At 63.2% G+C, this 14,705-nt stretch carries 15 protein-coding genes; 6 read left to right on the forward strand and 9 right to left on the reverse strand.

What is annotated here, in order from left to right:
- Positions 1 to 33: 33 nt before the first annotated feature.
- A complete protein-coding gene (locus DMZ65_RS07080) occupies positions 34 to 651 on the reverse strand; it encodes a CDP-alcohol phosphatidyltransferase family protein (protein ID WP_116598220.1) in 618 nt (205 codons plus the stop codon).
- Between the two features lie 469 nt (positions 652 to 1,120).
- On the opposite strand from DMZ65_RS07080, the gene idi reads away from it, so the two are divergent.
- Positions 1,121 to 1,639 carry an isopentenyl-diphosphate delta-isomerase gene (gene idi / locus DMZ65_RS07085; RefSeq protein WP_116598221.1) on the forward strand — a complete coding sequence of 173 codons (519 nt, stop codon included), beginning with the start codon at positions 1,121 to 1,123 and terminating at the stop codon, positions 1,637 to 1,639.
- A 36-nt stretch (positions 1,640 to 1,675) separates the two neighbouring features.
- Here the strand turns inward: idi and DMZ65_RS07090 are convergent, their stop codons facing one another.
- Positions 1,676 to 2,188 carry a DUF2478 domain-containing protein gene (locus DMZ65_RS07090; RefSeq protein WP_116598222.1) on the reverse strand — a complete coding sequence of 171 codons (513 nt, stop codon included), beginning with the start codon at positions 2,186 to 2,188 and terminating at the stop codon, positions 1,676 to 1,678.
- 64 nt (positions 2,189 to 2,252) lie between these two features.
- Here DMZ65_RS07090 and DMZ65_RS07095 point away from each other — a divergent pair, with 64 nt between their 5' ends.
- Genes DMZ65_RS07095 through DMZ65_RS19660 form a run of 4 tightly spaced genes read left to right on the forward strand, consistent with a single transcriptional unit; the run spans position 2,253 to position 6,380 of the window.
- Entirely contained in the window at positions 2,253 to 3,125 is an 873-nt protein-coding gene (locus tag DMZ65_RS07095; RefSeq protein WP_232824920.1) for a formate dehydrogenase accessory sulfurtransferase FdhD, read from the forward strand.
- Positions 3,122 to 3,751: a molybdenum cofactor guanylyltransferase MobA gene (gene mobA, locus DMZ65_RS07100; RefSeq protein ID WP_116598223.1), complete on the forward strand. Its 630-nt coding sequence runs from the start codon at positions 3,122 to 3,124 to the stop codon at positions 3,749 to 3,751. Before DMZ65_RS07095 ends, mobA begins: the two co-directional genes overlap by 4 nt.
- Positions 3,748 to 4,242, forward strand: coding sequence for a molybdopterin-guanine dinucleotide biosynthesis protein B (mobB, locus tag DMZ65_RS07105; RefSeq protein ID WP_116598224.1), 495 nt, complete (start codon positions 3,748 to 3,750; stop codon positions 4,240 to 4,242). Before mobA ends, mobB begins: the two co-directional genes overlap by 4 nt.
- On the forward strand, positions 4,239 to 6,380 hold the full coding sequence (locus DMZ65_RS19660) for a molybdopterin-binding protein (protein ID WP_198662643.1): 2,142 nt from the start codon (positions 4,239 to 4,241) through the stop codon (positions 6,378 to 6,380). Before mobB ends, DMZ65_RS19660 begins: the two co-directional genes overlap by 4 nt.
- Before the next feature lie 4 nt (positions 6,381 to 6,384).
- Here the strand turns inward: DMZ65_RS19660 and DMZ65_RS07115 are convergent, their stop codons facing one another.
- The 6 genes from DMZ65_RS07115 to DMZ65_RS07140 all read right to left on the reverse strand — a co-directional run bounded on the left by DMZ65_RS07115 (position 6,385) and on the right by DMZ65_RS07140 (position 11,674).
- The gene (locus DMZ65_RS07115) at positions 6,385 to 6,612 is read right to left on the reverse strand and encodes a sulfurtransferase TusA family protein (protein WP_116598413.1); all 228 of its coding nucleotides are present in this window, start codon (positions 6,610 to 6,612) and stop codon (positions 6,385 to 6,387) included.
- A 342-nt stretch (positions 6,613 to 6,954) separates the two neighbouring features.
- On the reverse strand, positions 6,955 to 8,949 hold the full coding sequence (locus tag DMZ65_RS07120; RefSeq protein WP_116598225.1) for a sensor histidine kinase: 1,995 nt from the start codon (positions 8,947 to 8,949) through the stop codon (positions 6,955 to 6,957).
- Positions 8,950 to 9,230: 281 nt separating this feature from the next.
- Positions 9,231 to 9,710 (reverse strand): DUF6505 family protein, encoded by a 480-nt coding sequence (locus DMZ65_RS07125; RefSeq protein WP_116598226.1) that lies wholly within the window; start codon positions 9,708 to 9,710, stop codon positions 9,231 to 9,233.
- The gene (locus tag DMZ65_RS07130; protein WP_116598227.1) at positions 9,707 to 10,417 is read right to left on the reverse strand and encodes a biotin/lipoate--protein ligase family protein; all 711 of its coding nucleotides are present in this window, start codon (positions 10,415 to 10,417) and stop codon (positions 9,707 to 9,709) included. The genes DMZ65_RS07125 and DMZ65_RS07130 overlap by 4 nt, the downstream gene beginning before the upstream one ends.
- Complete coding sequence (locus DMZ65_RS07135) at positions 10,414 to 11,478, reverse strand: Mrp/NBP35 family ATP-binding protein (protein ID WP_116598228.1); 1,065 nt, start codon at positions 11,476 to 11,478, stop codon at positions 10,414 to 10,416. Before DMZ65_RS07135 ends, DMZ65_RS07130 begins: the two co-directional genes overlap by 4 nt.
- Before the next feature lie 4 nt (positions 11,479 to 11,482).
- Complete coding sequence (locus tag DMZ65_RS07140; protein ID WP_084351345.1) at positions 11,483 to 11,674, reverse strand: DUF6494 family protein; 192 nt, start codon at positions 11,672 to 11,674, stop codon at positions 11,483 to 11,485.
- 59 nt (positions 11,675 to 11,733) lie between these two features.
- On the opposite strand from DMZ65_RS07140, the gene DMZ65_RS07145 reads away from it, so the two are divergent.
- A complete protein-coding gene (locus DMZ65_RS07145) occupies positions 11,734 to 12,477 on the forward strand; it encodes a cytochrome c family protein (RefSeq protein ID WP_116598229.1) in 744 nt (247 codons plus the stop codon).
- Here the strand turns inward: DMZ65_RS07145 and DMZ65_RS07150 are convergent.
- Positions 12,471 to 14,420 (reverse strand): 4Fe-4S binding protein, encoded by a 1,950-nt coding sequence (locus tag DMZ65_RS07150; protein ID WP_116598230.1) that lies wholly within the window; start codon positions 14,418 to 14,420, stop codon positions 12,471 to 12,473. The two genes, DMZ65_RS07145 and DMZ65_RS07150, sit on opposite strands and share 7 nt — an antisense overlap.
- Positions 14,421 to 14,705 lie beyond the last annotated feature (285 nt).

Raw genomic sequence — 14,705 nt, forward strand, 5'->3', positions numbered from 1 at the left:
ATCGTGGTCGTCTATGTCAAAAAGTGCCCTGCGTCATACGGGCGGTTGGGCAAAAGCCTGCCACCCCTGCCACCAGCGTGTCAGGGTCGTGATCGCGCAGGCCGCAGCGAAGATCAATGCCAACACAGGGAACAGGTCCGGAAACAGGCACATGGCGACAAACAGACCGATGGTTTCGGCCCCTTCGGTCAGCCCGCCAAGGTAATAGATGCCTTTGGAGGGATAGGAATCGGGCCGCAGCCCGCGTTGGCCTGCGATGACGGCAAAGGCCAGAAAGGACGACCCGGTGCCAACAAAGGCTGCGATCAACACGGCGGCGGGCAAGGCGTTCTGCGTCGGATCGGCCAGCGCAAAGCCCAGCGGCACCAATGCGTAGAAGGCAAAATCCAGCGCGATATCAAGGAAGGCACCGCGATCGGTCGGGCTTGTCAGGCGCGCAACGGCACCGTCCAACCCGTCGAACAGCCGGTTGAGCGCGATCAGCGTCAAAGCCACGCCATAAGATCCGAAGGCCAGCGCGGGTATCGCCAGAAGACCGATCCCGAAACCCGCCAGTGTCAGATGGTCGGCACTGATGCCGCGGGCGGCAATGGCCTTGGCCAGCGGTTCAAGAAGACGTCTTTGCAACGGCAACAGGGCTGCGTCGATCATTCGCAGCCCACCTTGCGCGGCGGCCCTGCACGGTCGGCGCAACGCAACGCCGGGGCATCAAAGCTGGCCATGATGCCCAAAACGGCCGACGCGTGTGTGCAACGGCTTGCAGTCCGGCGCATGGCCGGTTCGCGTCCAACCGACGGCAAGGCGCAAAGCCCTGTGGATGTCATTGCAAGGCGTCTCAGACGTGCGGTTCCTTTTCTCGTTATGCCCAGCATTGGGCGACCTGTGCTATCATGTCTTGTCGAAACGGCGGGTCTTGCCGTGCCGGACCGGACAATGCCGCACATTGGCATGATCGGAGCCGTGCAATCCAGCGGCTTCACGACATGGTGTTCCGAGCGGAGGTGTGGTGAGCACTGTCGGCAAGGCATATGGACCCGGTTTGCCATGTCGTGCTAATTCGTCGGACCGGAACAGCAGTGCGGCCCCGCGAGGGACGTCGGACAAGGAAAGCGGCAGCCAAATGGAAATGATGATCCCCGCATGGGTGGACGGCACGCTGTGCCCTGTCGAAAAGCTGGAGGTGCATCGCCGTGGACTGCGCCACAAGGCGGTGTCGGTTTTCGTGATGCGTGGATCGCAGACGCTGATCCAACGACGCGCGCTGACGAAATACCATACGCCGGGGCTTTGGGCGAATGCCTGCTGCACGCATCCTTACTGGGACGAGGCGGCAGAGGATTGCGCGCCGCGACGGTTGCAGCAGGAACTGGGCATCGAGGGCCTGCCAATGCGCCATCGCGGGCAGGTGCATTATCGCGCCGATGTGGGCGGCGGCCTGACCGAGGATGAGGTCGTCGAGATATTCACCGCCGAGGCATCGGAGGACACTGTATGTGTTCCGAATCCGGCAGAGGTGGCAGAGGTCGCGTGGATCGATCTTGACGCATTGGTCGCGGACACCACCCGCAGGCCAGAGCGGTATACCCCGTGGCTGCGGATCTATCTGCGCGACCATATCAACGATATCTTCGCGGTCTGAAACACTGCGCAAAACGGCCGGAACAGGCCAGATCTTTCAAACGCAGTCCGAGGCTCTTTGCCCCAGGCACCAGTCAGCGACCGCCGTGACATTCGGTTCCAGCGGCTCTGCCAGATCCTCGGCATAGGTCAGGAACGCGTCAAGCGATCCGGGATTGACCGCAACCAGCACCGGTATATCGCGCGAAAGCGCCTCGGCGATCACCGGACGAAAGCCGCGCCCGTCCATTTCCTGCTTGCCGAATTTGTTCACCACCAACAGGTCCGCGCCATCGTCAAGCCCTGCGGTGACCAGGCCGACAGCCCGCTCCAGCCCGTCGGGATCCAGTCGGCAGCCTTGCGAGAATGTGCCAAGATCCTGACTGATCCGCACCACGTCTGTTCCTGAAAGGATATGCAGGTCCATGTGGCATTTATGCGCCGGTTTGCTCTCTGGATTGACCTGCACCGCCCCTGTCAGGCGCAGCCCTTTGTCCCGCAGCCGCACGGCGACATCCCGGATCAACCGATCCGCCGCTCCGCGCCCCTCAGCCACTACATAGCCCAGCATGTTACGTCCCTTGCAACTCTGCCGACCCGCATACATGATGCCCGCCGAACAGGAAAGTGACCGCATGATACAGCCGCCTGATTATCCCGTGCTGCCCAATCCCGGCGACCCGCGACTGACGCGCCGGATCACCGGGGTGGACCATACCGGCGCGGCCACGGAAATTGCCGTGGTCGAAGAACGCCCCCTGACCATGTATCTCAACCGGCAAGAGATCGTGACGGCAATGACCATCGGCGATCACCCGGAATATCTGGCGCTGGGGTTTCTGCGCAATCAGGGCATGTTGCGCGCCGACGATGTGGTCACTGGCGTCGATTACGATGAAGAGATCGAGACCGTGGTGGTGCGCACCGCGCGCGAGACGACCTATGAAGAGAAACTCCAGAAAAAGACCCGCACCAGCGGTTGCGCGGTCGGCACCGTTTTCGGTGACATGATGGAGGGGCTGGAGGGGCTGACCCTGCCCGCCGCCCGGATCCGGACAAGCTGGCTTTATGCGCTGGCGCGACAGATCAATACCACGCCGTCGCTATACCTTGAGGCGGGTGCGATTCATGGCACGGTGCTGTGTCAGCAGGATCGCCCGCTGGTCTATATGGAGGATGTCGGTCGGCACAACGCTGTCGACAAGATCGCCGGGTTCATGTTCCGCCATGACGTGCCAGCGGGCGACAAGATCCTCTATACGACCGGGCGGCTGACATCTGAAATGGTCATCAAGACCGCGCTGATGGGCATTCCTGCGCTGGCCTCTCGGTCGGGTTTCACCGCATGGGGGGTGGAGATTGCGCAGCAGGTCGGCCTGACCCTGATCGGCCGAATGCGCGGGCAGCGGTTTGTCTGCCTCAGCGGCGAGGATCGGCTGGTGCGCGATGTCGACCCTGCCAGCGTGCCAGAGGAAAGCGCCCGCTCGCGGCGCAAGTCAGCCACATGAAACAACCTTACGGGATCATTCTGGCGGGCGGGCAGGCGACCCGTATGGGCGGTGGCGACAAGGCGCTTCTGGAACTTGGCGGTGCGCCTTTGTTGTCGCATGTCATCGACCGGCTGGCACCGCAGGTGGCCGGGCTGGCCTTGAACGCGAATGGCGACCCCGCGCGCTTTGCGGATTTCGGCCTGCCGGTTGTGCCTGACAGCCTTCAGGGGTTTCTTGGCCCATTGGCCGGGGTGCTTGCGGGGTTGGACTGGGCAGCAGAGCAAGGGGCTGATGCCTTGATTTCCGTCGCCGCGGATACGCCGTTTTTCCCCTGTGATCTGGTGCCGCAGCTTTTGCTGGCCTCCGAAGGGCAGGCGCATCCGCTGGTACTGGCCGCAACAAAGGGCGATGCGCAGACCAAGTCAAAATCGCGCTCGGGCCTGATCCGGCATCCGACTTTTGGTCTGTGGCCCGTTGCGTTGCGCGATGATCTGCGCGCCGCGTTGCAGGATGGGCTGAAGAAGGTCGTTCTGTGGACCGATCGGCATAACGGCCGCGAGGCGCTGTACCCTTCGGACGGGCTTGATCCGTTTTTCAACGTCAACACGCCAGAGGATCTGGCCCGCGCGCAGGCGCTGGTATGAAGGTGTATGGCGTCACCGGCTGGAAGAATGCCGGAAAGACCGGGCTGATGGAGCGTCTGGTCGCCGAAATCTCGGGGCGTGGACTGACCGTCTCGACGGTGAAACACGCGCATCACGATACGGATGTGGACCAACCGGGCCGTGACAGTTTTCGTCACCGCGCGGCTGGCGCGCGCGAGGTGCTGTTGGCTTCGCCACATCGCTGGGCCTTGATGCACGAGTTGCGCGACATGCCAGAACCTTCGCTTGCCGACCTGATGACGCGGCTGTCTCCGGTCGATCTTGTGTTGATCGAGGGCTACAAGCGTGAGCCGCATCCCAAGATCGAAGCCTTCCGCGCACAAAACGGCAAGCCGCCGCTGGCGGGTCGGAATGACACCATACGCGCGGTGGCGTCGGATGTTCCGCATCCCGATTTGTCATTGCCCTGCATTGATCTGAACGACACCGCAGCGATTGCGGATTTCATCCTGCGCGAGGTCGGGCTGTGAAGGTGGATCGTGTCGCAATTCTTGATTGGTCCACGGCCGGCAAACCCCGGCTGGGCAAGGATTCGATCTGGCTGGGCATTGCGGATAACACGGGTGTCACAGCCGAAAACCTGCCAACGCGCGCGCAGGCCGAAGAGCGGCTGGTTTCTCTGATCGTAGACACAGTGGCCGCGGGTGAGCGGCTGCTGCTTGGCGTGGATTTCAATCTGGGCTATCCCGTTGGCTTTGCACAGCACCTGACTGGCGAAGCGCAGGCACAAGCGGTCTGGGCATGGCTGGCGGCCCGTGTGCTGGACGGGCCTGACAATGCGCATAACACGCCGCATGTCGCCGCCGAGGCCAACGCAGCTTTTCCGGGACTGGGGCCCTTTTGGGGCAACGCGCGCAAGGCCGACATACCTGATTTGCCACGCATGAAGCCCGCCCTGCCTGACGGGCTGGCCGCCGCGCGCAGGGCAGAAACGGCGGCTACCGGGCCGGGCGCGCGGCCAAAATCCGTCTGGCAACTGTCAGGTGCCGGGGCGGTCGGCGCGCAAGGCTTGATGGGCATGGCAATGGTCCATCGCCTGCGGGCGCGGTGTGCCGGGCAACTGGCGGTCTGGCCGTTCGATCCGGCCGATGCGGCCGTAACGGTTGCAGAGGTCTACCCTTCGATGCTGTCGGCCGAATGCAAGGCGCTGTGTGTTGCCAATCCCGACATGGTAATGGATGAAGCGCAGGTTCGGCTGCTCGCACAGGCGCTTTACGCGCTGTCTGCGCAGGGGGATCTGGCGTCCCTCATGGACCCGCCTCAAGACGCGGGCCTGCTTGCTGAGGAAGGCTGGATTCTGGGCGCAGGACATCAGATGGCGTTGCGTCAGGCTGTGCCTGCCACGCAAGAGCCTCCGCGTTTGCGGGATGATTGCTTTGCCATGCCGCAGGGGGTGGATTGGGTGCCGGTGGATGACGCGTTGGACCGGTTGCGCGCGGCGTTGAGGCCGATAACGATGCAGGAAACCTGCCCAACGACACAGGCCGCCGGGCGTGTCCTTGCTGCCGACTGCCTGGCCCGGCGATCCAATCCGCCCCGGCCGAACTCTGCCGTTGATGGCTACGGTTTTGCCCACGCCGCGACAGGGGACGGGCCACAGCGCCTGCCGCTGGTCGAGGGGCGCGCCGCCGCTGGCCAGCCGTTTGACGGGACAGTGCCGCAAGGTGCCGCCATCCGCATCCTGACGGGCGCGGTCCTGCCCGATGGCGTCGATACGGTGGTGCTGGAAGAAGACACTGCCAGCGATGGTGCGGCGGTCGTCTTTGACGGGCCGGTGAAGCCGCGCGCCAATACGCGCAAAGCGGGCGAAGACGTGGCCCAAGGCGCGCTTGCGCTGCCCGCAAGCCATCGTTTGCGCGCGCCGGATCTGGCGCTGCTGTCGGCGCTTGGCGTGGCCGAGGTGCAAACCTTCAGGCCGCTGCGCGTCGGGGTGCTGTCCACGGGTGATGAGATCATCGCCGCGCCCGACCTGCCTGCCTTGCCGCATCAGATTTGGGATGCCAACCGTCCGATGCTGCTGACACTGGCGCAGAATTGGGGGTATCAGGCCGTCGATCTTGGTCATGCAAACGACGACCCCGAAAAGATAGCAGCCCGGCTGAATGATGGGGCGGCGCGGGCCGACGTGATCCTGACCTCGGGCGGCGCGTCGGCAGGGGATGAGGATCACGTCTCGGCCCTGCTGCGTGCGCGTGGGGCGCTGTCCAGCTGGCGCATCGCACTGAAACCGGGGCGGCCGTTGGCGCTGGCGCTCTGGGGCGGCACGCCGGTATTCGGTTTGCCGGGCAACCCGGTGGCGGCGCTGGTCTGCGCACTGATTTTCGCCCGGCCCGCGTTTTCGCTGATGGCGGGGGCCGAGTGGCTGGTGCCGCAAGGCTTCACCGTTCCGGCGGCTTTCACGAAGTTCAAGAAACCGGGCCGCCGGGAATACCTGCGGGCCCGGCTGAACAAGGACGGCGCGGCCGAGGTCTTTGCCTCTGAAGGATCGGGCCGGATCAGCGGGCTTTCCTGGGCGGACGGATTGGTGGAACTGCCCGACGAGGCGATGCAGGTCACGCCCGGCACAGCGGTCAGATACCTGCCATATGCGAGCCTTGGATTGGTCTGAACGTTCAGACGCGGCGGATCAGGTAAACCTGTGGTTCGCTTCCCTCGTCCATGCCGATCAACTCATGCCCTGATTCTGCACAGAAATGCGGAACATCCACGACCGCAGCCGGATCGGTGGCGAGTATCTTCAAGACCTGCCCCCGCGCCATGCCTTGCAGACGTTTGCGTGCTTTCAGCACGGGCAGCGGGCAAAGCAATCCGCTGGCGTCGAGTTCGTCATCCCATTCCATGTGCACAGACATATGGCCGTCGGGTGGCGCTGTCCATCACTGCCATGAGAAATGAGAATCTTCTCGGAACAAGGATTTCCTCCCCAAGGGCAAGCTTTCAGTCCGGTCGGTGAAGTACGGCTGACCGAACAGGGGCTCAGAGTTGCAGGAGAAGAACTGTAAAATGTCCCGGAAGCCGACAGCGATATTCGACCTCAAGCAAATCATGCCGTTGCCCACCCCATGAATTGGATGAGGGTTGAGCAGTTCGGATGACTGCTGCGTGCAGGATGGCCGCCGTGATCGCAACCCGCCCCGGGCTTGACCCGGGGCCTTTGGACTGGCCGACCGCGAGGCCCCGGGTCACGCCCGGGGCGGGTCTGGTCCATCGTCGACCGTTTCCTCATCTGGATCCGCCGCCGGCAGCCAAACAGTGAATTCTGCACCGCCAGCGGATCGGTTGCGCACATTGATGCGGCCTCCCGCGCGTTGCACCAGCGTTTGAGAGATGGACAAGCCCAAGCCGGTGCCCAGCCCGCGCTTTGTCGTGAAGAATGGGTCGAATACCGAAGGCAGGATATCTTCGGGCACACCCGGTCCAGTGTCGCGGACGCTCAGGTAAGCTCCGGCGGTGCCATCGCGATGTTGTTGTCCAAGCTCCAACTCCAGCCGCCCGTGTCGGTTCATCGCCTGTATGGCGTTGACGATCAGATTGATGATGACCTGCTGCATTTCACCCGCGTCGACGCAGACCAGCGGGGCGGGATGAAACGTTGTGCAGACGGCGATCTCACCCTTTGAAATCGCGTGTCTGACCAACACCAGACAGTCAATCACCACGGGTTTCAGATCATTCACCTCGGCCTGGTCACCGCCTTCACCGGGACCGGCGAAATGCAGCAGCTTGCCGACGATCACCGCAATCCGGGTGACTTGGTCATCTATCAGGTTCAGCTCTGTTTGCACCTTCGCGCTGCCGTCGCCCAAAGTCTCGCGGATCACATCGACATTGCCCTGAATCACGGCAACCGGGTTGTTGATTTCATGCGCGACACCGGCGGTGATCTCGCCGATCGAGGCCAGTTTCTCGCTGACCACAAGCTGACGGTAGGTGTCCTCAAGCCTGTCATTCGCCTCGCGCAGCTGCGCGGTGCGATCATCGACGCGTTGGTTCAGTTCATCTGCCCAGGCGCGCAGGCGGCGATCCCGATCCTGTACCTGATCCAGCAGATCGTCGAGATGTCCCGCGACGGCACCGATCTCGCCCTTCGCGTTTACCTGCCCGATGCGGGCCGACAGGTCGCCCTCGCCCACGCGGCTCATCGTTTGGGTCATGCGTTCCAACGGCGCGAAAATACCCTTGGCCATCCATAGAAATACCGGCGCGGAGATCGCCAGAACGGCCGCAAACGCCCCCAGCATCCACAGAATCGCACCGCGTTTTGCTGCGGCGAAAGGGGCTTCCAGAAAGCCTACATAAAGCATGCCGACGCGTTCCCCGAAACTGTCGGTCAGGGGCATGTAGCCGGAAATATACCAGTCATTTACCACGAAGGCGCTGTCCAGCCAGGTGCGCCCCTCGTCCAGCACGGTGCCGCGCACGACGGCCGAGACGCGGGTGCCAAGTGCCCGCACGTTTTCAAACAGACGCACATTGGTCGAGATCCGCACGTCCTCCAGAAACAGCGTCGCAGTCCCTTGTCTGTCTCCGCCGGTCACGGCGTTGAGGTAGACCAGGTCGTTGATCGCATCTATGAAATCCAGGTTGCGGTTCAGAAGGATGCCGCCCACCAGCACGCCTTGCTGGCCGGCCAGCTGCACCGGGCTTGCCGAATGCACCACCATTCCGCGATCTTCGGCCGTGCGATCGGTGGGCACGGCGGCCTCGGTGTCGATCAGGTCGATCCGGGCGCGGCGGGTAAGATCACCGGGCAGGGCTGCCAGCGTTTCGACGTCAAAAATGTCGATGCTTGTCTTGGCCCTGCCAGCCAGCGCCTCTGCGATGACCGGCCAGCGGGTCGCCGCGTTCCGGGCGCTGTCGCGTGGCAAGTAGGACAGAAAATCCAAACCAAGTTCTGCGCGCTTTTGTGCAAAAAAGGAGTGCTGTGCAGATGATCCTTCCGCCAGCTTGCGTGCAAATTCGACAGAGCCCGCGATTCCCAATAATTCGTCGCCCGTTCTCTCGGTAAGCTGCGCGAGGTATTGCTCTGCGATCCGCAAGTCGCTTTCGACATTTGCGATCAGAAGCTTGTCGTAATCCGCCGTCCAGCGTGTCATGCCGATCACAAGCAGCAAGGGCATCAACAGAACCAGCGGGGCAAGCGCCAGAACAAGCAGGCGCAGGCGAACTGAGGTCATGCGGGGAACTCTCCTCGGGCCACCAAAGCCTACGCGTTACGGCAACCCGGTGCAAACCTGCGCTGGGGCGCTTCCGATCAAAGCCGAACGGGGCCGTTGATCCTGTCTTGTTCAATCAAAACACTTATCTCAAACTGGATGACCACGCGCAGAATGCGGCAAATGTGGGGTACGTTTGACAGTGCTTGTGCGTTGATCAAGGGATGCACGAGCGATGGTGAGACGCCGTTTTCGTCTCCCGCTGGGGCCGTCAGAAGCTTTTCAATGTGACCCCAAACTGGTCAGCCTTCGACATCGCCATGGATGGCGAACTGGTCCAGCCCGGCATCCTGAACCTCGATCACCCGGAATGCTTCGCGCACGCCTGCTTCGGTCAATTCGCGGGCGACGGTCAGCAGCGTGTTGGGCGCGTGATCTTCGCACAGGTCGGTCATCTGCGCGATTTCTTCGGCAGCAACAGGCCGCGCGGCCTCGGGCGAGGGGGCACCGTAATAGGTCACGAAATGCTGTGCCAGAAGGCCGGTCAGTGTCTCGACCTCGGACGGTTCAACCGCCGTGACCGCGACAAAGGTCACGCGCCCGCCGGTTTCCAGCCCCAGCCAGCCGTTGGCGAAGGCCTGGCGCGCTTTGCCGGACAGGTCGGCCTCGGTCCAGTTGGAAAACTCGAACCCGCCGGAGATGCACCATTCGCCGGTCCGGGCCGGGCTGGCAAAGACGCGTTGATCGCTTTCGTCGAAATGGATGGCGCGGGCGAGTTTCATGGCGGGCTCTCCAATAGCGTCGTTAGTGGGATCAGGCGGGTGTCGGCACCGGTGCGCAGCAGCATGCCGAAATCTTCGTCGATGCCCAGAAAAGTGCCGCTCTGGCCCTCGGGGGCGGCGGGCTCGCCGATGCCAAATGCAAGCCCGCGCCATTCGGCATGCAGAGGTTGCGGACCTTCGGCTTCCCATCGGTTGATCCAGCTGAGCGTGTGGCGCGACCAGCTTTCGATCAATGCGGGCGACGCAATATCGGCACATCCCTCTGCATAGAGCGCGGTCCGGTCCGGCGTGGCACCTGCATCGTCTTCCGGCAGCAGCGGGATTGCAAAGCCCACGACCAACCAGTCCACCACGGCGTCCGGATCGACATCCGAGGCCATGACGCGAAACCGGCCACAGCCCGCGCCGTTGACACGAATGCCGCCTTCCCATCCCAGATGCACGGCGACTTCGGGCGGGGCCAGCGCGCCAAGCGCGTTCTGCAACCCCACACCGCAGAGCGGCAGCATCGCCATGGCTTTGCCAAGCGGGACTTCGGGGGCGAAAACCAACGCTGCCTCGACCTGAAGGGGGCCAAGCACATAGGCCACCAGACCCGCGTCGCAGCCCATCGTCGCGCGCATGCAGGCGTGATCGAATGCGTTACCTTGCGCGGGCTCCCCCCACATCAGCGGCGGGAATGTCGGCGCGTCGTGCTCTGACGTCATGCCACGCCCTTTGCCACAAGCGCGGCGGCGATGTCGTGGAACGCGCGGGCCTGTTTGCCGTCGGGCTGGCTGACGGCAATGGGCGCGCCACCATCTGCGGCGAGACGGATTTGCAAGTCCAGCGGCACTTCGGCCAGCAGCGGTACGCCCAGCTTCGCCGATTCCGTCGCAACGCCGCCATGGCCGAAAACATGCTCCTCATGCCCGCAGGCGGAACAGATATGTGTGCTCATATTCTCGATCATGCCAAGGATGGGCACGTTTAGCTGGTTGAACATGTCGATCCCCTTGCGCGCATCCAGCAGCGCGATGTCCTGCGGCGTGGACACGATGATCGCGCCGTCGACCTTTGCCTTCTGGCTCAGCGTCATCTGCACGTCCCCGGTGCCGGGCGGCAGGTCCACCAGCAGCACATCCAGCGCGCCCCATTGGACCTGCATCATCATCTGCTGCAATGCCCCCATCAGCATCGGGCCGCGCCAGACCACGGCCTGATCCTCGTTGGTCATCAGCCCGATCGACATCATGGTGACGCCGTGGTTGCGCATCGGCAGGATGATCTTGCCATCCGGGCTGGCGGGACGCCCGGAAATGCCCAGCATGCGCGGCTGTGACGGCCCGTAGACATCGGCATCCAGCAAACCCACGCGGCGGCCCTGCTGGGCCAGCGCGCAGGCGATATTGGCCGCCACGGTGGATTTGCCGACGCCCCCCTTGCCAGAGGCGATGGCGATGATGTGATCCACCCCCGGTATCCGTTCCGGTCCCTTGGGTTCGGCGGGCCGTTGCGGGCGCAGATCGGGCGGTGCCTTTTCAGTATGCCCGGTCATCACGACAGAGACCTGAGACACCCCGTCAAGCGCCATCAGCGCCGCCTCTGCCTGCGTCTTGATTTGCGTATAGGCATCTGCGTGGCTTGGCGCGATCTCCATTATAAAGCGCACGGTGCCTGCGTCCACATTCAACGCACGCACCACGCCGCTTGCCACGATGTCGTCGCCTGCGACAGGGTCGTCGAAAGCCTTGAGGGCTGCCAGAACGGCCTCTCTGCTGGCGGTCATGGGGTCAGTCCTGATTGGTGATCTTGCCGGTGACCTCGTGGGTCACGTCCAGCTCTTCGATGGTTACAACGGCTTTGACGGCATAGGATTTTCCCGGCGCTCCCTTGTCGCGCATCGCCTCTTCGATGGCCTGCTGCGAGGTCACGCCAACCTGTTTAAGAAACTTCCGCATCGACATGTTGAAATCTTCGCTCATATCCTGATCTCCTTTGCTGGTGATTGACGCACCCCACAATGCAGGCCTAACCTGCCCTCATGCCGTGGCGCATCCTGATAGTTGCTCTGGTCCTTGGTATGACGCCAATGACAGGCCGGGCGCAAGACAAGCTGGTGCAGCTTTATGCTCCGCCCGCATTGGTCGAAACCGGCCTGCTGCGTCACATCCTGCCGCGCTTTTCGCTCAAAACGCAAGTCAAGGTCGCGTTGCTGGAGGGGGCCGAGGGCGCTGACATCGTTCTGGGCGATGAGGGCCGGGCGCTGTTTCATGGCGCGGGCCGGACATGGCACATGGGGGTGGGCCGCCCGGATCATCCCGGCACCAAGCGGTTGGCCGATTGGCTGACGTCGCAGGTGGGCCAGCGCACGATTATCGGTTTTGCGCCCGAAGGTACGCCGCTCTTCGCGCCGCCGAAAGTGGCCGCGCCGCAAGTTGCCCGCGTGGAATTGGCCGGGGATCCGGCACTGGGTCAGGCGGTCTCGCGTCGGGAATGCGGGCGTTGTCACGTCGTTGACGCGACGGCGCGTGGCGGCATCGGATCCACCCCCAGCTTTGCGGTGCTCCGCAGCCTGCCGGACTGGGAGGAACGGTTCATGGGTTTTTACGTCCTCAATCCGCATCCGGCCTTCACCCTGATTGATGGCGTCACCCCGGACTTCCCGATCGACAGACCGTCGCCCATCGTGCCCGTCACCCTGACACTGGACGAGGTCGAGGCGGTGCTGGCCTTCGTCGCCACAATGGCGGCGGCCGATCTTGGGGCCCCTTTGCAACATCAGTGATCGCGACGCTTGGACAGGTAATCCTCGGTGGTGCGCACACGCGGGCGTTCCTTGCCTGCAAACGGATTGTCGGTGGAATGAAACTGTGCGTTCACCCGGCAGTTGTCACACATCTGGATCATCTTGAGCTTGTCGCCCCCCGCGAACATCGCGTGATCTTGCAGCTTTTCGGTGATCCGGTCGATGGTGGATTTCACCCCGAATAACGCGCCGCATTCGATACAGGCAAAGGGTTCTTCTTCGTTGAGGACTTGCTGCGTCAGTGCGGTTTCCGTCAGGTCCAGCCGGGGCTCTAGGCGCAGCGCATCTTCGGGGCAGACTGTGACGCACAACCCGCATTGCAGGCAGGCATCCTCTTGGAACCGCAGTTGCGGCAGGTCCGGGTTGTCGGCAAGCGCCCCGGATGGGCAGAGCGACACGCAGGACAGGCAAAGCGTGCAGGCATCGGTATCCACCACAACCGCGCCATAGGGTGCGCCTTCCGGCAACGACAAGGATTGCGCGTCGGGATGCAGCGCGCGGGCGGCCTGACGGGTGATCTGGCGACGGGTTCCAATCGGGCGGACGGGCTGGTCCAGCGTTGCGGGCGCGGTTTCGGCATAAAGCGCATCCGACAGCGCATCGGGGTCCGCCAGATCAAGGATCTTTGTGCGGTTATCGCCAGCAATTTCCGTCGCCAGCGCGACCTGTGCCGCCAAAGCATCCATTTCGGCCCCCGGTCCGGGCAACAGACTGACCGAGGCGAAACCAGCGGCAAGGCCCGCGACAACTTCGGCATGGCCGAAAGCGCCGATCGCGGGCAGTTCCAGCGGGATCACATCGGCAGGCAGGCCACGCCCGTGCCGGGCCGATAGGCGGATCATCTCGGCCCCGTGCGCGTCATGCACCAGAAGGCGCGGCGCGGTGCCGCCCGCTGCCAGATAGGCCTGCGCCAAGGTCTGCACCCGGCGGAACGTCTCTGCCACCGGCGGCGCGTCATAGCTGACAGCGCCCGAAGGGCAAACCGCCGAACAAGCGCCACATCCGGCGCAGATCATCGGATCGATGCTGACATGGTCGCCATCGGGTGAAATCGCGCCTGTCGGGCAGATGTCGAGGCATCGGGTGCAGCCGGTCTGCTCGGCCCTTGAATGCGCGCAAAGCAGCGGCTCTGTCATCACATAAAGCGGCTTTTCAAACGTGCCCACCAGATGCGATGCTGCGAGGACCGCAGCCGCGACGCCGGAGGTATGGCCGGGATCGGCGCGCAGATAGCCTTCGCGCTTTTCATGGGCTGGAAACAGGGGCGTCCCACCCGTCAGATCAAGGATCACGTCGCATTGCGATACACCGCCATCGCGCGGCTCGGTGAGGGAAAACGCGCCGCGTCCGCCCGGTTCAATCTGTTGCAGCGCGTCGATCTCAACCTCGAATTGGCCAAGCGCGCCTTTTGCCTTGCGCAACCGGCCAGCAATCACGTCAAAGCTGCGGGTGTCGGGGATCTCTGCCGCGCCGTCGAGCAGGACGGTGACGCCCAAATGCGCGCATAGCTGATCTGCGGCTTGTAGGGCGATGTCGGTCGGCCCAAGGATCAGGCAAAGACCTTCGGACAGGATATCGACGGTTTTGTCGGGGGTCGCTGGCAACAGCGCCTCGGCGATCAGCGCGGACATTTTGGGCACGGTTGAGCCCTTGTCGGCGGTCCATCCGGCCCGGTCGCGCAGGTCCAGAAATGCAGGAGGTTCGGTGCCCAGTTCATCTGCCAGCGTCTCGAATACACGCGACTCCTGGGTGCAGCAGAAAATCGTATCACCGTGGGTCAGAGCGGCAGCGGCGCGGTCTACCTGGTGAGTGCAAAGCGCCGAACAGGGGGCCCGGACGTCCTGCCCGGTTGCCGCACTCAGGGCCTTGTGGTCGATGGCCTGGCTGCCCAGACAATCGCATGTTATCAATGTTTTGGACAAGTTTATGCCTCCCTTGCGCGGTGGCGTATTCCTCGTTTCGCCATGCCTCGCACGTCCAAAGCCTAGACCTCTTTGGCGGCGCGCGACAACCGCAATTCTATCCTTGTTCATCGTGTCGCCAGGAAATCGCCACGCCGCAGGAATGTGTTGAGTCGGTTGGTCGGGGGAGATCAGAAATCAGAGGGAAATACTCGGATTGGACAAATCGTCCCTTGATCTGCCATGTGCGGGCCGGACCTCCCCTTTTTGTCCAAAGCAAGCCTAAAGCGCGCATTTGCATGAAAA

The sequence above is a fragment of the Primorskyibacter marinus genome (assembly GCF_003313245.1).
In the GTDB taxonomy this organism is placed as follows: Bacteria; Pseudomonadota; Alphaproteobacteria; order Rhodobacterales; family Rhodobacteraceae; genus Primorskyibacter; species Primorskyibacter marinus.